We start from the raw sequence: 21,767 nt of genomic DNA, 5'->3' as shown, positions 1-21,767 counted from the left end.
AAAGTGCCTTCTGAATTGGCGCGGACAGGACTCTCGACAAGCCCGATCCTCCCAGTTCAGAGGCGCTTTTCTCATGTAAACGATCAACCTCGGAGAAATTCACCGCGAAAGCCCGAGGCTAGCGTCGGCAGCGGAGTATCTGGAACTTCGATGCGCTGTGCAGGAGCAAGCAGGGAAACCCCTCTCTGATACTCCGGACTGGCAACTGATCGTCGATCTGCTCAGCGGAGCGCTTCTCCTGCCGGGTGACGCTTCCTGATCCGTAGCTAGGGCACGGTTGTCCAGGACCGTCCACCGCTACCTCGCTGGCCCTGGTCGGGCGGTGTCAATGCGGTCATTCGGTCCAGCATCGTCCAGGCCTGTCCACGGCTGTTGTTAGCAGCAGCGTTAGCAAGATCAGTTAGCGGGATGCCCCTGATCACCTCATTTCGAGTCAATAGCGGGGTCGTGCTCAGGAGCCTTGTGCGCTGGTCAGGCGTGTGATGGTGCGCGGAGCGATGAACTGCCGTGAGGGTGCGTTGCTGTGCTCGGTGCTGGAAGCAGGTGGGAGATCTCGCAGGCTCTCCGAAGGCTGGGCCCGATGAAAGGTTCGGCCAGCACACGTAGAGATCCCAGGCGATCTTGCTATCTCACCGCGCTGCGAAGCGGCGAAATCTAGGCTCTTCCCCATGGCGATCTCGGAGCGGACTCGGAAGATCATCTGGGTGGAGTCGGGCGGGCGTTGCGCGATCTGTCGACGCCAGGTCCTGACTCCAGGTAGCGAGACAGACGATCCATCGATCTTCGGCGAAGAGTGCCACATCATCGCCCGCGGGGCTTCGGGGCCGAGAGCCGGCGGCTTGGGCGAGGAGCTCATAGACCACCACTCAAACCTTCTGCTGTTGTGCAGCGAGCACCACAAGCAGATCGACGACCAGATCTCAACGTTCACCGTTGAACGCCTACACGAGATCAAGAGGTCGCATCGCGAGTGGATCGCGCGCCTGGGCAATCCTGATGGCGGTCCCGTTCGCCTTGTCCCGGATCCCAGCTTTCCACGACCGCGTCTCCTGACGCCGATCACCACAGGGAACGCTCTCTGGGAGATGCTCCGCAGGGCAAAAGCCTTCGAGTACGCCCACGCCGACCACCAGCCCGAAGCCGTAGAAGACTTGACGATCGAGTTCCTCGACATGATCAAGGACTACCTCGACATCGCGAGCGAACTCGACAGCATCAGGGAGCAGCGAGATGCGGCGAAGCTCCTTGGGGACTACATCAGCCGCCTCGCCGAAAACGGCTACCTGGTCGGTGCATGGGTACGCCACATGTTGCTGACAGGCGGACCAACTCAAGCCGAGCCCTCGCCATGGGAAATCCTTCGGGTCGAAGTGATCCCCGCAGCCGACGCCGAGGTCATCGATAGTGAGGGAAAGCCCGTCAAACCAGCGAGGAGGACGGGACTAGATGAGGGGTGCGATGGTATGCCATGACAACCATCACCCCGGCTTGGGAGTCATATGCAAAGGAATCCATCGTCACTGCAAAGGAGTCATGGCGCTATGTCCTCTCGCCACGTTTCCTCATCAAAGCTTTTCTGGATATAGCGGAATTGGCAGGCCCAGAAAAATGATCTCTTCCGATTGGTTCGCCACCCCGGAAGCCACCGTTTCTTTTACATCAATGATCGCGGCCTGGGCCGCCGCGGCCTTTGCCTGGTCTAGCGCCCATAGCGCCAGAAGAGAGATCAAGATGCTACGACAGCAAGAGTCGGCAAAGAACCTCCGCTTGACCGGCACTCTGGGGCGGGCCTACTGCGAGCTAAACGAGGATGAGTCCCGATATATTTTCCCGATACTCGTGAGAAACCCATCCGAAATAGAAAATGCCATTGCCCGGGCCGAGCTTTGGATTGGATACCGTAGACACGGCGTACGTTATGTAGTTAAAGTTCCACACGATGATCGGATAGGGGTCGAAATTCAGAAAGCCGGAGAGGCCGCGCTGATCCTACCGGCAGCGATCGATATACGCGGAGCCATTTCCGGTGCGATCGGATTCACCATCCCTGCTGGATTGATAGAGGATAGCGAGATCCAGGATTTCACCCTTAGACTCGAGGATAGCAGAGGGCAAACGATAGATATTCCCAAGATTTTTATAGAAGGGAAATATCCCCCACTGAAATCCGAGGAACAAAAATGAAGGCTCGGCGGCGCGAACGACTTCCCGTTCCCATTGACGTTGTCTGGGACGCTGCGATCTCCCATCAAGAAGTGGGGCATGGACGACTAATTCCCCTAGTGATCGTCGACACCCGGACTAGACCTGATATTGAAGAGATGATGAGGGCATCGCGCTACCTTGCGGAAGGTGAAGTCCTGGTCAACTGGGCGCGACTTCCCCATGACCATGTTGGCTTAGTCTTGAAGCATATACGACCCGTTGAATCGACCATGGTCATACGATTCAACATCGAGCGCCGCGGCGCATTGATCGATCAGATACTCAGAATGCAGTCACTATACATGCAGACCGGAGTTCCCGGCGACCGATTGATAGAGAAAATGGATGACACGCGCATCTTGATTGAGATTCCAGACACAGGCTTCCGAGAGGTTTGGGATAAACTTTTCAAGAAAGTAACAATCAAAGCATTGATGGCGCGAGGGCTTAGCCGTAGAGAGGCATACTCGGCCTTTGGAGAGATGATCGTTCAATTGAGGCGCTTTGGCGACTTTCGCCTACCGACTCGACACCCTTTCCGTTGACGCAGATATCCGCAACGCGAGAATCCGGTTTGATAGTCAACGGGTACCCTGGCGGAAAAAGAGAAGAAGGTATGTTCTCATTTGTTGGCGGCCCGGAGCCGGCCGCGCGTGAGAACGGCATCCAGGCCGCACGCCCAGCGTACTGCCGGGCGCAGGACCGCACTGCGGCGCATAGCGCCGCCCTTGATCGCCCTACAAGTATGATTCGGCAACGCAAGCGGCCAACACCCGCATTAGGAGAGCGGCGGTCGTACGACTGGAGCGCGCCGTGTGAGCTGCTCGAACGTTCCGCGTAGCCCGTATCACTTACAAGATCATCCCGTACAAATCCCGCCCCGGCCAAGCCCTGCCACCACGTCATCCGATGGCAAGGCCCGGCGAAGGAGGGCTGCGGCAACCGATCGCCCCGATCCAGTACGGTACGAGCCGCAGCCTGGATTCGGATCACCCAGAAACTTCTTCGAGCCATAGGCGGCGGCTGAAGCCTCCGCGCTCGATCTGCTTGCGACGTGCCGCCTCCTGCACCTGCTCGCCGGAGAATCCGAGGGCCTCGGTGAGGGCCGCCGGCACTTCGTGAATGTCGGCCAGTTCCTCCAGACGGTCGTCGGACCGGCGTGACGCAGCTCTTCGGCCTCTTCGGCAAGCTTGGCGGTCAGCGCGGGGACCAGCGCCGCCTCATCGAGGACACGGACCGTGGCCGTCAACCAAATCCCTCTGAGAAGCGTCAACTCTCGTGGGTCTAACCGCCTCGCTGAATATTAGAGGCAGTAGCGACACAATCGGAAGTATCTGGATCGAGAGGAGAACCGCCAAGGTGAGCGATTCTTGGGTTGCGATCGACTTCGAGACCGCAAATTCACACCGTGGGAGTCCATGCGCGGTTGGCATGGTGAGTGTCGAGGCCGGGGCAGGAAGGCTGAAGAGCTCCTCGCGAAAGGTCACCACATAGAGATGATCAGTGAGGCCGACTTCCTGGAGCGGCTTGCCTGTAGCGAGATCGCCAAGTGAGGGGTGAAAGGCACGCACTCTGCCACCGGTCGACTGTCTTTACGAAGCCGGTCAGGCGAATTAGTCTCTAGGCAGGGACATTCTGACATGGCGGCAACTAAAGCGAAGGTGTGAACCAGTGGTAGGTGGGCGATGACACCTTTGGATTTGATGCTGGCGGATTTCAAGGAGAAGTACGCCGCTAAGAACCCGTCGGCGGCCTTCACCCGCCTATACGACGACTCCGAACTCGGAGCCATGTTCGCGTACTTCCACGAACAGTTAACCGAGCATTTCGACAGCATTAACGGCAGGGCCCGCAGCACCCGACACTACTGGGCGGATAACAGTCGGCAACTGATCGCACTGGCCGACGAGCTAAACCAGGCCCTCCTGACATTGAAGGCCTCCGGCGTCGACGTGCGGTTCGACGATCGGTACCAGCAGGCTGTCGACCGGTGCCTGCCGTGGCTGTCAACGAGTGGTGGCAGTACCGTCCCGGATGACTTCGAGCCGGTCGTGCTGGTGCGGTACGAGCCCGTGTTCGTCCGGACGGCGACGACGACCGTTCTAAAGAAAGACCGAAGACCGGTGAACCTGAAGATGGAAGGGGAAGGATCGTACGCGATCGTTTACTCGTACATCGACCCGGACTACGGCATTAAGTTCGCGGTCAAGCGCGCGAAGAAGGGAATCAGCAATCGCGACCTAATCCGCTTCAAGAATGAGTTCGAGACGATGAAACGGCTGAGTTTCCCGTATATCCTCGACGTGTACCAGTACGACGACACCCGCAACGAGTACCGGATGGAGTTCTGCGATGCCACTCTGAGATCGTTTATCGCGCAGCGCAACAATAACTTGTCCTTCGCGTCGCGTAAGCGGATTGCACTGCAGTTCCTGTACGCGATCAGCTATCTGCACAGCCAGCCGCTGCTGCACCGTGACATCAGTCTTCAGAACGTGCTGCTGAAGGTGTATAAGAGCGGTGCTGTCCTGGTCAAACTATCGGACTTCGGTCTGGTCAAGGACCCGTCGTCGACGTTCACCCGGACCCAGACGGAGATGCGTGGCACCATCCGCGACCCGCTTCTGCACGACTTCCGGCAGTACGGAGTCCTCAACGAGATCTACTCCATCGGCTGGGTGCTGTCGTACATCTTCACCGGCCGCGAGTCGTTGTCAGCGACCGGCGACGCGGTGAGCCGCATAGTGCAGAAGTGCGCAGCGCACGACATCACGAGCCGGTACCAGGCGGTCCGTGACCTGATCGCTGACGTCGAGCAACTCAGCGCGCTGTCGGCGGACACATCCGCTTGAGGGTGAGCACCAGCGAGGACAGGACGACCCGCAATCTCAATCCAGTCCCGGCGCTGTCAACCAAGTTGGTCGGTGCTGTCAGCCACGAGGTGTGCGGCGACTCCCCCGCATCTGGGAGCCCATCTTAGGGAGACAGTTAATCTTGGAAGACACACCCTACTTCCCAGGAACAGTTGCCTCCAGACTTTCCGGCGAAGCCGGAGTTGTACGGATCTCGCAAGATTGCGCCTCCTCTCGCCTGGTCAGAGAGGGCCCCGACCAGGTCGCCATGTCATTCGGTGGCAAGCCGACCCGTACCGCAGGGCCGCCAGGCCCGAGGAACGGAAGCGGCGCGGCAGCCTTACGGAGGGATCTCCTCGGCTACCGGAAGACTTTCCCGGCTCAGGGCCCGTTGTCCTGCAACTGGGCGTACTTCGCCGCAGTGTGAAGACTCGCGTGGGAGTATCGCGACAAGTACTGATACACCACGTACATGTCCCGCATGGCAAATGCGTTGACTCGGTTGGAGAAGTTGGCGAACTCGCCGGACAGAGCCGTGTACTTCTTGTAGTCGGGGTCGGTGTCGGGTACTGGCGGAGACACCTGGTCGGCTCCCGGCGGGATCGACCACCCCAACTCCTTGGCCAGCTTGGCTAGCTTGTCCTGGGAGTAGTGAGCGGACAGCTCCAGTGCGGGCAACCCGTCATCACCCACGTCAGCCAGCCAAACCATGGCCAGAGTGTGGTCGACGATATTCCGCATGAGAGGTGCGGCCTCGATGGTGTAGCCGCGCCCCGTCAAGTCCCAGAAGGCAGCGGTACTGCGGTTGATCAGTCTCCACCACCCGAACATGATCGGAAATGCCTTCTTGTACTCCCAGCGAACGTCGGCGCTGCCCGTCTTGATGAGGTCATCCGCCTCCTGCATCAGCTTGACGGCGAACAGTTCTGCACGCTTTAGCGTCGCGGGGCTGTCGGAGAACTTATAGGCCAAATGGACCTCCTGGTGGGCACGGTCGTAGGTGGGCCGAAGGCCGGATTCAGCCCTCACGATCAACATTAGGGGAGATGTCCGACACGTTTGTGAAGCCGCAGTTGAGTGGCTAGGTGCTGGTTCGTCGCATGTCGTGGTGAGCTCTGCTACATGGCATGACGTCGTCGAGTTGCCCGATGCCCAGGCGTCAGACCTTCTCCGTGCACCTACCGACAGCTCGCCGCCACCATGGACGTGGCCAAGCCACCATCCGACTGCCTGCCTGGACGTCGAGCCTCTGGCCTAAATCGCTTCTGGAGAACGCGCACACGGATGCCCGCCGTTTCCTGCCAGGGCTCCGGACGGCGACTTCAGCGCCTGACCAGACTGTCAGAGCCCGTCGGAACGCGAAGGCGTCAGGCGGCGTTGCTGTATTTCGCTGCTGTACGGACACGACAAAGGCCCCCCGGGATGATCCCGGAGGGCCTTTGACCTGCTGCGCGGCCGGGAGGACTCGAACCCCCAACCTTCTGATCCGTAGTCAGATGCTCTATCCATTGAGCTACGGCCGCTTGCGACGTCAGTAATCATAGCGGCTTCTGCGGCATGCTCCGAACTGGATTTGCGGCGTGCCGTCGCGAGATCGCTCCCGTACGCCGCCTCCCGGCCTTCCTTCGCCGTGCTGGCGGGGGTTCCGTACCTGGTCAGGCGTTGTACGGCGGGCTCAGGACGGCGGGGCGAGGTCGGGAAAACGGGACCGACGAGCCGGGGATCAGGAATCCTCGGCGGGGACGTAGAGGGAGAGAGCCTCGGCGACGCAGGAGGGCCGGTCCGCTCCCTCGACCTCGATCGTGACCCGCAGGGTCGAGAGGGTGCCGGAGGGCGTGCCCTTCACGTCGAGGATCTCGGCGCCGGCGCGGATGCGCGCCCCCACCGGCACAGGGCGTGGGAAGCGGACCTTGTTCAGCCCGTAGTTGATGGCCATGCGCAGGCCATCCACCCGGTAGAGCTGCTGCATGAGGGACGGCAGCAGGGACAGCGAGAGGTACCCGTGGGCGATCGTGCCACCGAACGGGCCGTCCTTGGCCCGATCAGCGTCCACGTGAATCCACTGGTGGTCGTCGGTGGCGTCGGCGAACAGGTTCACCTGGTCCTGGGTGATCTCACGCCATTCGGTGTAGCCGAGGTGCTCGCCCTTGGCCGCCTTCAGCTCGGCAAGGCTGGTGAAGATACGCATAGACCAGCACTTTACGGTTTCCGTGCCAGGCCGCCCAAGGCGCCGTGGTGCATGACGCTCTGCTCGGCCCGGTCCATCGGTGACGGGCGCCACTCCGTGAGCGGCACCAGGCCGGGCTCGACGAGCTCCAGGTCACCGAAGTACGTGAGGATCTCCTGGCGGGTCCGCCATCGGCCGCTGCCCAGCTTCTCGTTGAACAGCTTCTGGACCATCGCGGCCCGCCGGGCGGTGCCGGGGCGCGCGGGGCCGGGGTTGTGGAGATGGGAGATGGCGAGGTGGCTGCCCGGTGGCAGCGCGGTGCGCAGTCGAGCGGTCACGCCCGCGGGATCGTCCCGGTCCCCGAGGTGGTGCAGGACCGCGAAGAGCAGCAGCCCGACGGGTTCGCTGAAGTCGATGAGCCTCCGTACGTCGGGATGCTCGATGATCTCGCTCGGGCGGCGGAGGTCGGCCGCGACGACGGAGGTCGTACGGGTGGTGGCGAGGACGGCCCTGGAGTGGGCCAGCACCATGGGGTCGTTGTCCACGTAGACCACCCGGGCCTTGGGCGCGATGCTCTGGGCGATCTGGTGGACGTTCTCCCGAGCGGGCAGGCCGGAGCCGATGTCGAGGAACTGGCGGATGCCCGCCTCTCCGGCCAGGTAGTGCACCACGCGCCGGATGAACTCCCGGTTGAACCGGGCCAGCTGACGGGCGTCGGAGGCGATCCGCAGCGTCATCTCCGCCACCTGGCGGTCGGCGGCGAAGTTGTCCTTGCCCCCGAGCATGTAGTCGTAGACGCGTGCGACGTTGGGCCTGGACGTGTCGATGTCGGACGGCGCGTGATCCTTGTCCCCGTCAGCCACGGCTCGTCCCTCTGAGACATCGATCAGTAACAGATCACCGCAAAGCGTAACGTGCCGGTGGCGAAATGTCCCGACTGAATATTTGCTGTCAATGGATCTTCTGGCTGCCCGTGCGTCGGAGCACGGGTCCACGTTCATCGGAGCAGGGAACCCGCGTTGGCCGGAGTGCGGAACCACGTTGGTCGGGGCAGGGAACCGTGCTCATCCGAGCATGGGATCACGCTTGTCGGAACCATGACGGCCGCAACCGCTCGGCGCCCCGAGATCGGTCGGCCGAGTGAGGGCCTCCCTCCGAAGAGGGAGCCGGAAGATCGCCTGCGTCGGCGATCCGGGCGACCGGGCCTGATCGACAGGATCTGAGGCATCGCCCGAAACGCCTCGCACCTGGAGATACCCCGACATGAAGCGCACCCGTATCGCCGCCGGTCTCGCCCTCGCCGCCCTGGTCTCGACCGTGGGAACACCGGCGTTCGCCGCCCAGACGACGCAGTCAACCGTCACGCAGAGCCAGGTGCCGCCGATCAACGAGGCGGCGTTGAAGCAGAGCATCGCCGGGCTGCCCGCTCCCGACGCCACCGCGGCGGAGGTCCGGGTGGGCGGCTCGAAGGGGTCGTGGCACGGTGTCACGGGGGTGACCGATCTGCGTACCGAGCGGTCGGCGAAGGAGGGCGCGCGGTTCCGGGCGGGCAGCGTGACCAAGATCTTCACTGTCGCGGTCGTGCTGCAGCTCGTCGCCGAAGGCCGGATCTCGCTCGACGACACGGTCCAGAAGTACCTGCCCGGCCTGCTGCCCGACGACTATCCGGCGATCAAGGTCGCCCAGCTGCTCAACCACACCAGCGGGCTGCCCTCGCCCACGTTCGGCGACGGCTTCGAGTGGGTCTACGCCACCAGGTTCAAGAAGTGGACTCCGGAGGAGTACGTCGGCAAGGCCGTGGAGAACCCGATCGAGTTCACGCCGGGGAGCCGGCAGCATTACCTCAACACCAACACGTTCGTGGCGGGCCTGCTGATCGAGAAGATCACGGGCCGCTCCTACGAGCACGAGGTGACCACCCGGATCCTCAAGCCGGTCGGGATGCGTGACAGCTATCTGCCCGGTGACTCCATCCGCATCCGTGGACGGCACAACAAGGGCTACCAGGTCGTGCCCAAGGGATTCCAGAACGCGATCAAGTACGGCGAGCAGTATGTCGTGGACATGACCGAGACCAGCGTCACCTCGACCTGGGCCTCCGGCGACCTCGTCTCCACCACCGCAGACCTGGAGAAGTTCATCATCGCCCTGTTCAGGGGCGAGGTGGTGCCCGCCGCGCAGCTTGAACCCATGTTCACGGTGCCCCAGGTCACGATGTACGGCGGTGACCAGCCCGCCGTCTACACCTCGGGCCTGACCAGGCTGGAACTGCCCGGCGGCATCGTGGCCTTCGGCAAGACCGGGGCCAGGTACGGCAGCGCGGCCGGTGTCGGCGCCACCCGCGACCTGAGCCGTACGGTGGCCTACTCGATCAACTCCACCGACGCCAAGGCCTCGGGGCAGAACCAGCGCGGACTCGGCGTCGCGCTCGCGGCCTTCGCCAAATAGCTCCGACGCCCCCGATGCTGTCCCCGGTCGCGCCCCGGCCGGGGTTCAGCCATGCCGGCCCGGCCCCGGCCGGGTGTGCCGCCACCTCGGGTCGGTGGCGACCCGAGGTGGCCGGGAGAGCCGGCCGACCGTGATCGACCTGTACGGCCGGAACGGTCACGCGGGGACGGAGACTCCGACGCCGCCCCGCGTCTCCGCGCCGTACCGCTCCAGCTCCTTGGCGAGGTCCAGCGGCCTGACGCGCGCGCGGCCCGCGAGGGTCTCGTCGTCGATCAGGGCGAGCGGGACCAGCCAGGACACCTCGAACTCGAGCCCGTCGGGGTCTCTGGCGTACAGGGCCTTGGTCGTGGAGTGGTCCGAAGCGCCGACGAGCGCGCCCATCTCGCTCAGCTTCACCGCGACGCGCTGCAGCTCGGCCAGCGTGTCCACCTCCCACGCGAGGTGGTAGAGCCCGACGGCCGACCGGCCGGCGGGGGACGACGCCGCCTGCGGGCCCAGCTCGAAGAGCCCGAGGTCGTGGTCGTTCGCCGAACCGGAGGCCTGCAGGAACGCCGCCCCGGGGCCGCCCATGACGACGCGGAAGCCGAGGGCCTCCTGGTAGAACGCGACGCTCGCCGAGACGTCCCTTACGTACAGCACCGCGTGGTTGAGTCGCTGAACCGGCATGGCCCCTCCCGAAAATAATTGAACTCTCAATTATTCTACGCGACGCGGCGGTCACGGAAACTGTCGGTGGCAGGCCGTACGGTTGCCAGCGGACTGGAGCCGACGGAGGGGGCGCTTTCATGATCGCTGACCGGGTCACCCAGGAGCACGAGGCCAATAAGACCCTGTTCCGGGTCGTCCACGAGGTGGCGGTGCGCCATGCCGGACGGCCGTTCCACGAGGTCCTGCCCATCCTCCAGGGGAGCCTTCCGCTTGTCCCCGGCCTGGACGAGCCGGAGGTTCGCCGCATCGCCGAGCAGATCAGCGTGGGCCGCGATCCCTCGGGCCTCTGAGCCGCCGAGTCCCGGCGCTCGGCCCGAGGTCAGGTAACGCGGGAGTGCGCGACGGAGTGTCCGGCGCGGGCGTGACATGCCGGGCTCGGCGTGGGGCCGGCGCGTGGGGCCGGGTCAGGCGCGCGGAGCCGGGTCAGGCGTTCAGGAGCGCGGCGGGGTCGGCGATGACCTGCTGGATCACCTGCCCGGCCGCGCCGAGGGTCGCCGCCTCCGTGCCGAGCCGGGAGACCTCGACGGACGGCACGACCTCCCGCATCTGGCCGAGCCTGGCGGCCAGCGTCTCGGTCACCACGCCGCCGATCCACGGGAAGAGCGGCGCGTAGATCCCGCCGAGCACGATCGTGCCCGGGTCCACGAGATTGACGGCTGAGGAGAGGGCGACGCCGAGGGCCCACCCCGCCCGCTCGCAGGCGGCCAGCGCGTCCCGGTTGCCCGCGTCGAGCTCCGTCAGAAGCCCGGCGATGCCCGCACCGAGTTCGGCGCTGGCGGCGGCCAGCAGGACGTCCTGCCCGGCGTACATCTCAAGGCATCCGTGTCCCCCGCAGCGGCAGGGCGGGCCACCGGGGGAGACCACCACGTGCCCGAGCTCTCCGGCGAATCCGTGGACGCCCCGGAACAGCTCTCCGCGTACGATCAGGCCCGCGCCGACGCCGATCTCTCCGGATACGTGCAGGAAGTCCGGATGTCCGGCGCCGAACCACAGCTCGCCCAGCGCCGCGAGGTTGGCCTCGTTGTCCACACGCAGCGGGAACGGCGTCCGCAGCAGCGAGAGCAGCGGCACGTCCCGCCATCCCAGGTTCGGCGCGCTGTGGACGGTGCCGGTCGCCAGGTCGACCGTCCCGGGAACGGCGAGCACCCCGCCGACCACGCGAAGCCCGCTGTCCACAGCCTCGTCCACAACCGAAAGCGCCAGATCCTGCAGTATCGCTATGACATCCCCAGGCGAGGCCATCCGGTTGTCCACAGGCTGTGTACGGCGGATCCGTACCGAACGGGAGAGATCGACGACACGCGCGGCCAGGTAGTCGACGTTGATCTCCAGGCCGATCGCGGCGACCCGCCGGCCGCTGACCCGCACCTCCATGCCGGGGCGCCCGCGCTCACCGTCCCTGACGACGCCGGTCTCGATCACCAGCCCGGCCTCGATCAGGTCGCCGACCAGTTTCGACACCGTGGTCTTGGCCAGTCCGGTGATCTCGGCGAGCGCGGCGCGCGTCACCGAGCCCCGCGCGCTGACCTCGCCGAGGACGAGCGCCAGATTGCGCGCGCGCATCGCGTCGTGCCGGACCGCCTGTGTCATCGCACCCACTTGACCTGTCGCGCGGCGAACGGCCCTCTTGACCTGCCGCCGGCGACGCCGGATATTTAGTCCATAACTTAGACTAATTCGGAGGCGTCACGTGTACACACCTACCCCCGATGACCGTTTCACGTTCGGCCTGTGGACGGTCGGCTGGCAGGCGCGCGACCCGTTCGGCGACGCCACCAGGGCCCCGCTCGACCCGGTGGAGAGCGTCCACCGGCTGGCCGAGCTCGGTGCGTACGGTGTGACCTTCCATGACGACGACCTGCTGGCCGTCGAGCCGGACCGGGACCGGGCGATCGCGAACTTCAAGGGCGCCCTGGCCGAGACCGGACTCAAGGTTCCGATGGCCACGACGAACCTCTTCACCCACCCGGTGTTCAAGGACGGTGCCTTCACCAGCAACGACCGCGACATCCGCAGGTACGCCCTCAGGAAGGTCATCCGCAACATCGACCTCGCCGCCGAACTCGGCGCCACGACGTACGTGTGCTGGGGCGGCCGTGAAGGAGCGGAGTCCGAGGCCGCGAAGGACATCAGGGCCGCGCTCGACCGCTACAAGGAGGGCCTGGACCTCCTCTGCCAGTACGTCGTCGACAAGGGCTACGACATCAGGTTCGCGATCGAGCCCAAGCCCAACGAGCCGCGCGGCGACATCCTGCTGCCCACGATCGGCCACGCCCTCGCCTTCATCAACGAGCTGGAGCACTCCGAGCGGGTCGGCCTCAACCCCGAGGTGGGCCACGAGCAGATGGCCGGGATGAACTTCGCGCACGGCATCGCCCAGGCGTTGTGGCACGGCAAGCTCTTCCACATCGACCTGAACGGCCAGCACGGGCCGAAGTACGACCAGGACCTGATCTTCGGCCACGGCGACGTCAAGAACGCGTTCTTCCTCGTGGACCTCCTGGAGCACGGCGGTTACGACGGCCCACGGCACTTCGACTACAAGCCGCTGCGCACAGAGGACGCGGCGGACGTGTGGGACTCCGCCGCGGCCAACATGCGGACCTACCTCATCCTCAAGGAGAAGGCCGTGGCGTTCCGGGCCGACCCCGAGGTCCAGGAGGCCCTGGCCGGCTCCCGCGTGACCGAGCTGGCGCAGCCGACCCTGGCGCCCGGCGAGACCTACGAGGACCTGGCCCGGGACGACTTCGACCTGGACAAGGCGGCCGAGCGCGGCTTCCACTTCACCCGGCTCAACCAGCTCGCGCTGGAGCACATCCTCGGAGTGCGGGGGTGAGAACCCTCGTCGCCGGCGTCGACTCGTCGACGCAGAGCTGCAAGGTCGTGATCAGGGACGCCGAGTCCGGAGCCCTGGTCCGCCAGGGCCGCGCGGCGCACCCGCAGGGCACCGAGGTCCACCCGGACCACTGGTGGGCGGCGCTCCAGGAGGCGATCGAGCGGGCCGGCGGGCTCGACGGCGTCGCCGCCGTGAGCGTCGCGGGGCAGCAGCACGGCATGGTCTGCCTGGACGAGCGGGGAGACGTCGTACGGCCCGCGCTGCTCTGGAACGACACCCGCTCCGCGCGGGCGGCCCGGGACCTCGTCGAGGAGCTGGGCGGTCCGGAGCGGTGGGCGGAGGCCGTCGGCAGCGTCCCGGTCGCCTCGTTCACGGTGACCAAGCTGCGCTGGATGGCCGAGCACGAGCCGGAGAACGCGCGCCGCACCGCGCGGGTGTGCCTGCCGCACGACTGGCTCACCTGGCGGCTCGCGGGCTCCCCGGACACGATCACGACCGACCGCGGCGACGCGTCCGGGACCGGCTACTGGTCACCCGCGACCGGCGCGTACCGCACCGACCTGCTGGAGCTGGCGTTCGGCGCGGTCCCGGCCCTGCCCCGCGTCCTCGGTCCCGCCGACGACGCGGGAAGCATCGCGGACGCGGGAACCGTCGCGGACGCCGGAACCGTCGAGGACGCGGCGACCGTCGCACGGGCCGGAACCCGCGCTCCCGTACGGCTCGCGCCCGGCACGGGGGACAACATGGCGGCGGCCCTCGGCGTGGGGGCGCGGCCGGGCGACGTCGTGGTGTCCGTCGGCACGTCCGGTACGGCCTTCGCGGTCGCGGACGCTCCGTCGAGCGACCCGAGCGGCGCGGTCGCGGGCTTCGCGGACGCCACGGGCAGGTTCCTGCCGCTGGTCTGCACGTTGAACGCGGCGCGGGTGCTCGACGCGGCCGCCCGCCTGCTGCGGGTCGGCCCCGCGGAGCTCGACGAACTCGCCCTGCAGGGTCCTCCGGGTGCCGGCGGCCTGGTGCTGGTGCCGTACCTGGAAGGCGAGCGCACGCCGAACCTGCCGGAGGCGACCGGCTCGCTGCGGGGGCTCACGCTCACCACGGCGACCCCGGCGCACCTGGCCCGCGCGGCGGTGGAGGGCATGCTGTGCGGCCTGGCCGACGCCCTCGACGCGCTCGGCCTGGAACCGCGACGGGTGCTGCTGATCGGCGGAGGCGCCCGCTCGGAGGCGGTACGGCGGATCGCCCCCACGGTCTTCGGCCGTCCGGTGCTGGTGCCGGAGCCGGGGGAGTACGTGGCCGACGGGGCCGCGCGGCAGGCCGCCTGGTCGCTGGCGGGCGGGACGGAACCGCCCGAGTGGGCGGCGGGGAAGACGGCGGTCTACGAGGCCGCGCCGACCCCCGGCCTCCGAGAGCGCTACGCGGACGCGGCGGCCCGCCCCTGAGGTGACCCTGATGCCGTCTCGGGGGGCGGCATCAGGGGCGGGTAGGGAGTTCTCCGGATGGTCGGCGCCGATCTTTCGCGAGATTCTCAAGTCATGGTCAAGAGGCTCTATCCGATGATTGCCTGCGGCGGCATCGTGACCGCCGTCGCCGCGGCCGTCGTGGGACAGATCGATCCGGATCCCTACCTGGATCCGATCAACCTGACGCTGAGCGACTACGCCGTGCTCGATCGCAGCGGCGCGACCGAGGTCGCCATGGTCGTCCTGGGCCTGAGCTCGCTCGCGCTGCTCGCCGGGATGCGTGCCGTACGGGCGCCGGTCTCGGGCTGGCCGGAGCGGCTCATGCTCGTGTGGAGCCTCGCGCTCGTGGTCGCGGCGATCGTTCCCACGTCGGCGATCGCCGAGGGGATGACCTGGGCGGCGCAGGTACACAGGTACGTCTCGGTCGCCGCCTTCGTCAGCCTGCCCGCCGCGACCGCCCTGCTCGTCGGCAGATTCGCCGCGGACGATCGCTGGAAGGCGGTCGCCCGCCCGGTCGAGTGGCTGACGCTGGCCTCGGGCATCGGGCTCGCCGCGATGACCTATCTCGCCCTGCCCGGCCACGGGCTCATGATCGGGCTCGTGGAGCGGGTGTTTCTGACCGTCGAGGTGACCGTTCTCGGGGTGCTCGCCGTACAGCTGGCGCGGCTCGCGTGGAGGGATGCCTTTCTCGATCAGGCCGCGGCCGTCGGAAATATCGCCCGACGTGCTGACCAGGTGCTTCACCGGCTTCGTGGCATATAAGAGGTATATAGAAATTGGATCGGTTCACTGCTAGCCTTTCCGTCGATCTTTTAAAGATCGAGAAGAGGGCGTATGGCGGCGAGCAGGTCCATTGGATTCAAGATCACCTTATTGCTGGTGATCCCGTTGATCTCGCTTGTCGCGCTGTGGATCTTCTCCGCCTCCCTGACCGTCGGCGACGCGTTCCGGCTGCTCAACGCCTCGACGGTCTACAGCGGCGTCGGCGAGCCCGCCCACGCGCTGGCCACGGAGATCGAACGCGAGTACCTGCTCTCCGCCCAATATCTGGCCTCCCGCTCGGACGTCGACCGGAGCGACATGTTCGCCCAGCGGGCCGTAGTGGACCGGGCGCGCACGCGGATGCGTGAGCTCGTCGCGGACGGCGACGCGGAGTCGATGCTCATCGACGCGAGCAGGAAGCCCTACGAGGACATGAAGAACGCGGCGGCCCGGCTCGACACCGTGCGGATGGAGTTCGACGCCGGCCAGCTCGACCTCGCGAACCTGGGCGAGAACTACGAGATCTTCCCCGACGCCTCGCAGCGCTTCTCCGTCGTCGCCGCCATGCACACCGTCGTCACGACCGCACAGCAGGGCCGCAGCCTCGTCTCGATCGCGGGCGCCCAGCACGTGCTGGCCAAGGAGCGGGCGCTCGTGGCCGGCGTGCTCGGGCAGTCGAGAACGTTCACCGACGCGGAGAAGCTGAGGTTCGCCCAGCACGTCACGACCCGCAGGGTGCTCTTCGACCAGGGGATGAACGAGCTCGACGACGAGCTGCGCGCACCGCTCGATGTCCTCACCAAGTCGGAGGCGTACCGGCAGGTGACGAACCTGGAGGACCGCCTCCTCCAGGGCGAGGTCACCGGCCAGGTCTCGCCCGTCCTGTGGCGGTCCGTCGTCGACCGGGTGGACAACGCGTACACCAACGCGCTCAGCAAGGCCGGGGCGGTGTACAACGCGCGCAACGAGCCCGCCGCGATCGGCGTCTTCGTCCGCGCCGGCGCCGCCGGACTGCTCGGCCTCGGCGCGGTCGTCGCCTCGCTGATCATCTCCATCCGGATGGGCCGCGGCCTCACCCGCGAACTCGTCGGGTTGAAGGAGGCCGCCACCGAGCTCTCAGACGTACGGTTGCCGCGGCTGGTCCAGCGCCTGCGGCGCGGCGAGAAGGTGCGCGACGTCGAGGCGGAGGCGCCCCCGCTGGAGCCGATAGGCAGCACCGGGGAGGTGCGCGACGTGGCCGCCGCGTTCAGCGCCGTCCAGCACACCGCGGTGGAGGCGGCGGTGGACCAGGCACGCACGCGCGAGAGCGTCGGCCAGGCGCTGCGCAACCTCGCCCGCCGCAGCCAGGGGCTGCTCCAGCGCCAGCTCCGGCTGCTCGACGCCATGCAACGCCGCACCACGGACCCGAGCACGATGGAGGACCTCTTCCGGCTCGACCACCTGACGACCCGGATGCGCCGCCAGGCGGAAGGACTGATCGTCCTCGCCGGAGGGTCGCCCGGCCGTACGTGGCGCAGGCCCGTGCCCGTCGCGGACATGCTCCAGGGCGCGGTCGCCGAGGTGGAGGACTACACGCGGGTCCGGGTGTACCCCATGTCCGAGGCAGCGGTCTCCGGGAGCGCGGTGGCCGACATCATCCACCTCTTCGCCGAGCTGATCGAGAACGCCGCGGCCTACTCGCCGCCGCACACCGAGGTCTCCCTGCGCGGAGAGGCGGTGGCCAGGGGGTACGCGGTCGAGGTCGAGGACCGGGGGCTCGGGCTCTCCGACGAGGAGATCGACGCGATCAACCACATGCTCGCCAGCCCACCCGAGCTCGACCTCGCCGACACCGACCGGCTCGGCCTCGTGGTGGTCGCCCGGCTCGCCTCCCGGCACGGGGTCCGCGTGGAGCTGCGTCCCTCGCCGTTCGGCGGAACCACCGCGATCGTGCTGCTGCCGGCGACTCTGCTGGCCGCCACGGGCGACGACGACCCGGAGCCCGTACGGCTCGGCATCCCGGAAGGAGCGGGCACGTGACCGATCACGAGGACTGGGACGAGGACCTGGTCGAGGACGGACCGGTCGTCCGGGCCTACGCCCTGACCAAGGGGCGGGTACAGCCCACGTCCGCGGCCACGCTCGATCTGGTCGCCGTGGTCGTCGCGACCGGCGCGGCCGTGCCGTACCACGCGGACCTCGGGCGCGAGCATCTGCGACTGCTGGACCTGGTGCGGCGGGCCCGGCCGCTCGCCGACGTGGCGTCGGACGCGGGGCTGCCGCTCGGCGTCGTCCGCGTGCTGGTCGGCGACCTGCTCGACCACGGGCTGATCCTGGTACGGCCGCCGGCGCCGGAGGCGTCCCGGCCCATGGAGAGCATCCTGCTGGAAGTGATCAACGGCCTGCGCGCCCTGTAGGCGCGCGGGCCGTCGCACGCGGCCTACTTGCTCTGCGCGGCCGTCAGCGTCTTGAGGGCGTGCTCCACGAGCGTGACGAGGACGACCTTGGCCGAGGCGCGCCGCCGTACGTCACAGAGAAGCACGGGCACCTCGGGGTCGAGGTCCAGGGCCACCCGGACATCGTCGGGCTCGTGCTTGTCCGCGCCGTCGAAGCAGTTCACCGCGACGATGAACGGCGTCCCGCGCTGCTCGAAGTAGTCGATCGACGGGAAGCAGTCGGTGAGCCGGCGGGTGTCCGCGAGGACGACCGCTCCCAGGGCGCCGTAGGACAGCTCGTCCCACATGAACCAGAAGCGTTCCTGGCCGGGCGTGCCGAACAGGTAGACCACGAGGCCCTCGCGGATCGTGATCCGGCCGAAGTCCATCGCCACGGTGGTGGTGGTCTTGCCTTCCACCCCGTCGACGTCGTCGACGCCGACCCCGCGGTCCGACAGGACCTCCTCGGTGCGGAGGGGACGGATCTCGCTGATCGCGCCGACCAGCGTGGTCTTTCCGACGCCGAAGCCGCCGGCGACGAGGATCTTGAGGGCGACCGGCTCCTCAGAGGGCGCGAAGGCCATTGATCACTTCCTTGAGAATGTGCGCGCTGGGCAGCGGCGCCACTTGGGCGGGTGGTCGCACGCTGATCAGCTCATGGTCGTGCAGATCCCCGAGAAGGACGCGGACCACACCGAGAGGCAGATCGATCTCGGACGCGATGTCCGCGACGGACATGGGTTCCCTGGTGATCGCGAGGATCCGGCGTTGCTCCGGACCGACACCGCTGTCGTCCTTCACCTGCCCGTCGGTGGCCGTCACCAACGCGATGAGGTCGAAGTCGTCACCGGACGACCGCGTACGGCCTCCTGTCAGCGCGTACGGCCGGACGATGGGACCGGCCTCCTCGTCAAGCCACTGCGGTTCCGTCACGCCTCCTCCTCGGGGCCCTCGATATCGGCGGGTTATCGGCGGGTCACCGGCGGGGGTTGGTCGAGATGTGCTGGCCGACCCGCTTGACCAGCATGGCCATCTCGTAGGCGATGTGGCCGACGTCCGCGTCGGAGGCGGCCAGCACGGCGAGGCAGGTGCCCTGTCCGGCGGCGGTGACGAACAGGAACGCCGACTCCATCTCGACGATGGTCTGGCGCACCTCGCCTCCGCCGAAGTGCCGTCCCGCGCCGCGTGCCAGGCTCTGGAAGCCCGCGGCGACGGCGGACAGGTGCTCGGCGTCCTCGCGGCTGAGTCCCTGCGAGGCTCCGACGACGAGGCCGTCAGTGGAGAGGATCACCGCCTGGCGGACGGCGCCGACCCTGCTGATGAGATCGTCCAGCAGCCAGTTCAGTTCGCCGGCCGATGCCACTTTGCTGGTCATTCGTCACCCTTCTCGCCTTGCGTGTTACCGGAATTGTCGTCCGCGTCCTCACGGCCTCGTTGCGCCCCCTGCTGGAAGGCGGCGAACGTCGCCCTGACCTGCTCCGGCGAGCGTTCCTCTGTGACCGGGACAGGCGCGGACAGCGGCTGGGACCGCTCGCGGAGCTGGGGGGCGATGTTGGCCTGCCGGACCCGCCGGGGGAGACCGGCGTGCGTGCCGCTCGCACCGGAGGCCCGGCGGCCGGGCAGCCCCGAGTCCTTGCCTCGGCTTGGCAACCCCGAGTCCTTGCCTCGGCTCGGCAACCCCGAGTCCTTGCCTCGGCTCGGCAACCCCGAGTCCTTGCCTCGGCTCGGAAGCCCCGGCTCGGAGCCGTTCTGCACGATGCTGAGGTTGCGCACCCGGCTCTCCTCGTGGCCGTCCTCGCGCGCTGCGGACGGTACGGGGTCGCCGCGCTGCGCGGCCGGAGTGAAGAACGGCGACCGGTCCGACGCCGGCGGGTTCGTCCCCAGACCCAGACCCGGACCCGGGTCCGCCGGGGCCGGAGCGGCGGCCATCGGAGTGGCCGGAACGTCCGGGGCGTCCGGGGCGTCCGGGTGCGTGGTCGCGGAGCCGCCCATGATGGCGGCCGCGGTCATCGACCTGGTGACCGGGCCGGGTGTCACCGTGCCGGTGATGGCCGCCGGCGCCTCCGACGCCACCGAGCCGGTGATGGCGGGGGGCACGCCGTCCTTGGCCACCAGCTCGCGTGGGATGAGAATGATCGCCGTCGTGCCGCCGTACGGCGAGGCGCGGAGCACCACGCTGATCCCGTAGCGCGAGGCGAGCTGGCTGACCACGAACAGGCCGAGGCGGTCGCTGTCGGCCAGGTCGAACTCCGGCGGGGTGGCCAGCCGCTCGTTGATCGTGGCGTACTCCTCGGGGGCGAGTCCGAGACCGCGGTCCTCGACCTCGATCGCGAGGCCGTTGGCCACCAGTTCGCCGCGTACCTGCACCCGGGTCTGCGGGGGAGAGAAGATCGTCGCGTTCTCGAGCAGCTCGGCGACCAGGTGGATCAGGTCGGTCACCGCCGATCCGGCCAGCGACGCGTTCGGCATCGGCATCAGCGTGATGCGGGTGTAGTCCTCCACCTCGGCGATCGCGGCGCGTACCACGTCGACCACGGCCACCGGCTTGCGCCAGGAACGGCCGGGAGTGGCGCCGGACAGGATGATCAGACCCTCGGCGTGCCGCCGCATGCGCGTGGTGAGGTGGTCGAGCCGGAACAGGTCCTCCAGGCTCTCCGGGTCGCTGGCCCGGCGCTGCATCGTGTCGAGCAGCGTGAGCTGGCGGTGAAGCAGGCCCTGCTTGCGCCGGGCCAGGTTGAGGAAGACCTGGTTGACGCCGCGCCGCAGGGCGGCCTGGCCGACCGCCGCCTCGACCGCGGTGCGCTGCACCGAGCTGAAGGCGTGCGCGAGGTCCTCGACCTCGGACGACCCGCGCGCCTCGATCGGCGGCGCCTCGGCGTCGACGTCGACCTCCTCGCCCCTGCGCAGCCGCTCGACCACGTTCGGAAGGCGGACGTCGGCGAGTTCGAGTGCGGCGTGCTGGAGCCCGGCGAGGTCGCGCACCAGACGGCGGCCGAACCGGACGGAGAAGATGATGGTCGCGATCACCGCGATCAGGCCGACGCCGCCCGCGACGGCGATCCGGGTCATGATGCCGCCCGCCACCGACGCCGCGCGCTCGCTGAGCGCGTCGGACGCCTTGATCCGGGCGGTGTCCAGGCTGGTGAAGAGCGCGTTCGTGGTGGACTTCCACCGGGCCGCGTCGGTCGGGAGCGGCCCGCCGGAGCGCACCTGGTCGACGATCCGATCCTCCAGGCCGGTGAACTTGTCGAACAGCTCGGAGGTCAGCACCTCCTCGTACGGCCGGCGCATGCCGCCTTCGAGGATCGGCCGGTTCTTCTGGTACAGGAAGCGGCGCGTGGCCACCCACTCGCTGAAGGCGTTGTGCTCCTGCTGGCTCATCTGGCCCCGGGCGAGCACACCGCGGATCAGGGCGTCCTCGCGGGCGATCATCTCGTACGCGTTGCCCATCGCCTGCATGGCGCTGCCCTGCTCGTGGATCCCGAGATCGGGGACCGAGACCATCCGCGCGTAGACGGCGAACAGCTCGTCCACGATCTGGTTGTACGCGGTGAGCGCGTCGAGCCGGGTGTACTTGCCGAGCGTCACGGACTCGCGGACGGAGGTCAGGCGGCCGAGCGCCTCCACCAGGCTGTCGACCGGGGCGCGCAGCTCCTCGCCCATGGAGTCACGGGCTTCGTCGTCGTTCGCGGCCTTGATGAACTTGTCCACGGAGGTGCTCGTCTTGAGCTGCTGCGCGCTGAGCGCGGTGGACGTGGTCTGGCCGGAGCTGAGCGTGTCGGCGGCGACGGCGCGTTCGGCCTGGAGCTGGAGGCCGAGGTCGGTGGAGGTCACGCCGACGGTGTCGTAGAGCTTTCCGGAGCGTACGAGGGCCAGGCCGTCGCTGACGGTCAGATTAAGGACAAACCCCCACAA

Annotated in this window: 21 protein-coding genes and 1 tRNA gene; 11 read left to right on the top strand and 11 right to left on the bottom strand. The window is 67.3% G+C overall.

Annotated elements, in window-relative coordinates:
- Positions 1 to 668: 668 nt before the first annotated feature.
- On the top strand, positions 669 to 1,472 hold the full coding sequence (locus IMZ11_RS16740; RefSeq protein ID WP_228642412.1) for an HNH endonuclease: 804 nt from the start codon (positions 669 to 671) through the stop codon (positions 1,470 to 1,472).
- A gap of 93 nt (positions 1,473 to 1,565) precedes the next feature.
- On the opposite strand, the gene IMZ11_RS16735 is transcribed toward IMZ11_RS16740, so the two are convergent.
- Positions 1,566 to 1,730: a hypothetical protein gene (locus tag IMZ11_RS16735; protein WP_228642410.1), complete on the bottom strand. Its 165-nt coding sequence runs from the start codon at positions 1,728 to 1,730 to the stop codon at positions 1,566 to 1,568.
- Between the two features lie 37 nt (positions 1,731 to 1,767).
- Here IMZ11_RS16735 and IMZ11_RS16730 point away from each other — a divergent pair, with 37 nt between their 5' ends.
- The 3 genes from IMZ11_RS16730 to IMZ11_RS16715 all read left to right on the top strand — a co-directional run bounded on the left by IMZ11_RS16730 (position 1,768) and on the right by IMZ11_RS16715 (position 5,057).
- Positions 1,768 to 2,184, top strand: coding sequence for a hypothetical protein (locus tag IMZ11_RS16730; RefSeq protein ID WP_228642408.1), 417 nt, complete (start codon positions 1,768 to 1,770; stop codon positions 2,182 to 2,184).
- Complete coding sequence (locus tag IMZ11_RS16725) at positions 2,181 to 2,750, top strand: hypothetical protein (protein WP_228642406.1); 570 nt, start codon at positions 2,181 to 2,183, stop codon at positions 2,748 to 2,750. Before IMZ11_RS16730 ends, IMZ11_RS16725 begins: the two co-directional genes overlap by 4 nt.
- A gap of 1,140 nt (positions 2,751 to 3,890) precedes the next feature.
- Entirely contained in the window at positions 3,891 to 5,057 is a 1,167-nt protein-coding gene (locus tag IMZ11_RS16715) for a protein kinase family protein (RefSeq protein ID WP_228642404.1), read from the top strand.
- A gap of 381 nt (positions 5,058 to 5,438) precedes the next feature.
- Here the strand turns inward: IMZ11_RS16715 and IMZ11_RS16710 are convergent, their stop codons facing one another.
- The 4 genes from IMZ11_RS16710 to IMZ11_RS16695 all read right to left on the bottom strand — a co-directional run bounded on the left by IMZ11_RS16710 (position 5,439) and on the right by IMZ11_RS16695 (position 8,087).
- The gene (locus IMZ11_RS16710) at positions 5,439 to 6,029 is read right to left on the bottom strand and encodes a DUF5677 domain-containing protein (RefSeq protein WP_228642401.1); all 591 of its coding nucleotides are present in this window, start codon (positions 6,027 to 6,029) and stop codon (positions 5,439 to 5,441) included.
- Positions 6,030 to 6,507: 478 nt separating this feature from the next.
- Positions 6,508 to 6,580: transfer RNA gene (locus IMZ11_RS16705), tRNA-Arg, on the bottom strand.
- 200 nt (positions 6,581 to 6,780) lie between these two features.
- Positions 6,781 to 7,245: a MaoC family dehydratase gene (locus IMZ11_RS16700; RefSeq protein ID WP_228642399.1), complete on the bottom strand. Its 465-nt coding sequence runs from the start codon at positions 7,243 to 7,245 to the stop codon at positions 6,781 to 6,783.
- 11 nt (positions 7,246 to 7,256) lie between these two features.
- Positions 7,257 to 8,087 (bottom strand): SAM-dependent methyltransferase, encoded by an 831-nt coding sequence (locus IMZ11_RS16695; protein ID WP_228642397.1) that lies wholly within the window; start codon positions 8,085 to 8,087, stop codon positions 7,257 to 7,259.
- A gap of 400 nt (positions 8,088 to 8,487) precedes the next feature.
- On the opposite strand from IMZ11_RS16695, the gene IMZ11_RS16690 reads away from it, so the two are divergent.
- A complete protein-coding gene (locus IMZ11_RS16690) occupies positions 8,488 to 9,672 on the top strand; it encodes a serine hydrolase (protein ID WP_228642395.1) in 1,185 nt (394 codons plus the stop codon).
- A 156-nt stretch (positions 9,673 to 9,828) separates the two neighbouring features.
- Here IMZ11_RS16690 and IMZ11_RS16685 read toward each other — a convergent pair whose 3' ends face one another.
- On the bottom strand, positions 9,829 to 10,338 hold the full coding sequence (locus IMZ11_RS16685) for a VOC family protein (protein ID WP_228642393.1): 510 nt from the start codon (positions 10,336 to 10,338) through the stop codon (positions 9,829 to 9,831).
- 119 nt (positions 10,339 to 10,457) lie between these two features.
- Here IMZ11_RS16685 and IMZ11_RS16680 point away from each other — a divergent pair, with 119 nt between their 5' ends.
- On the top strand, positions 10,458 to 10,670 hold the full coding sequence (locus IMZ11_RS16680; protein ID WP_228642391.1) for a hypothetical protein: 213 nt from the start codon (positions 10,458 to 10,460) through the stop codon (positions 10,668 to 10,670).
- 133 nt (positions 10,671 to 10,803) lie between these two features.
- On the opposite strand, the gene IMZ11_RS16675 is transcribed toward IMZ11_RS16680, so the two are convergent.
- Entirely contained in the window at positions 10,804 to 11,970 is a 1,167-nt protein-coding gene (locus IMZ11_RS16675; protein ID WP_228642389.1) for an ROK family transcriptional regulator, read from the bottom strand.
- A gap of 100 nt (positions 11,971 to 12,070) precedes the next feature.
- Between IMZ11_RS16675 and xylA the strand changes: the two genes are divergently transcribed.
- The 5 genes from xylA to IMZ11_RS16650 all read left to right on the top strand — a co-directional run bounded on the left by xylA (position 12,071) and on the right by IMZ11_RS16650 (position 17,834).
- Entirely contained in the window at positions 12,071 to 13,216 is a 1,146-nt protein-coding gene (xylA, locus tag IMZ11_RS16670; protein ID WP_061260124.1) for a xylose isomerase, read from the top strand.
- Entirely contained in the window at positions 13,213 to 14,655 is a 1,443-nt protein-coding gene (xylB, locus tag IMZ11_RS16665; RefSeq protein WP_228642387.1) for a xylulokinase, read from the top strand. The genes xylA and xylB overlap by 4 nt, the downstream gene beginning before the upstream one ends.
- 93 nt (positions 14,656 to 14,748) lie before the next feature.
- Complete coding sequence (locus IMZ11_RS16660) at positions 14,749 to 15,438, top strand: DUF998 domain-containing protein (protein ID WP_228642385.1); 690 nt, start codon at positions 14,749 to 14,751, stop codon at positions 15,436 to 15,438.
- A 117-nt stretch (positions 15,439 to 15,555) separates the two neighbouring features.
- The gene (locus IMZ11_RS16655) at positions 15,556 to 17,457 is read left to right on the top strand and encodes a nitrate- and nitrite sensing domain-containing protein (protein WP_228642383.1); all 1,902 of its coding nucleotides are present in this window, start codon (positions 15,556 to 15,558) and stop codon (positions 17,455 to 17,457) included.
- Positions 17,454 to 17,834 carry a DUF742 domain-containing protein gene (locus IMZ11_RS16650; RefSeq protein ID WP_228642381.1) on the top strand — a complete coding sequence of 127 codons (381 nt, stop codon included), beginning with the start codon at positions 17,454 to 17,456 and terminating at the stop codon, positions 17,832 to 17,834. The genes IMZ11_RS16655 and IMZ11_RS16650 overlap by 4 nt, the downstream gene beginning before the upstream one ends.
- A 23-nt stretch (positions 17,835 to 17,857) precedes the next feature.
- On the opposite strand, the gene IMZ11_RS16645 is transcribed toward IMZ11_RS16650, so the two are convergent.
- From IMZ11_RS16645 to IMZ11_RS16630, 4 genes are read right to left on the bottom strand one after another with little or no spacing between them, the layout of a single operon-like run.
- Complete coding sequence (locus IMZ11_RS16645) at positions 17,858 to 18,436, bottom strand: ATP/GTP-binding protein (protein ID WP_061260119.1); 579 nt, start codon at positions 18,434 to 18,436, stop codon at positions 17,858 to 17,860.
- On the bottom strand, positions 18,417 to 18,785 hold the full coding sequence (locus tag IMZ11_RS16640) for a DUF742 domain-containing protein (RefSeq protein ID WP_061260118.1): 369 nt from the start codon (positions 18,783 to 18,785) through the stop codon (positions 18,417 to 18,419). Before IMZ11_RS16640 ends, IMZ11_RS16645 begins: the two co-directional genes overlap by 20 nt.
- Positions 18,786 to 18,828: 43 nt before the next feature.
- The gene (locus tag IMZ11_RS16635) at positions 18,829 to 19,227 is read right to left on the bottom strand and encodes a roadblock/LC7 domain-containing protein (protein ID WP_061260117.1); all 399 of its coding nucleotides are present in this window, start codon (positions 19,225 to 19,227) and stop codon (positions 18,829 to 18,831) included.
- Entirely contained in the window at positions 19,224 to 21,767 is a 2,544-nt protein-coding gene (locus tag IMZ11_RS16630) for a nitrate- and nitrite sensing domain-containing protein (protein WP_228642379.1), read from the bottom strand. Before IMZ11_RS16630 ends, IMZ11_RS16635 begins: the two co-directional genes overlap by 4 nt.

This window comes from Microtetraspora sp. AC03309, assembly GCF_020826795.1.
In the GTDB taxonomy this organism is placed as follows: Bacteria; Actinomycetota; Actinomycetes; order Streptosporangiales; family Streptosporangiaceae; genus Microtetraspora; species Microtetraspora glauca.
Note: the sequence above shows the minus strand (reverse complement) of the source record. Positions and strands in the feature narration are given on the sequence as shown.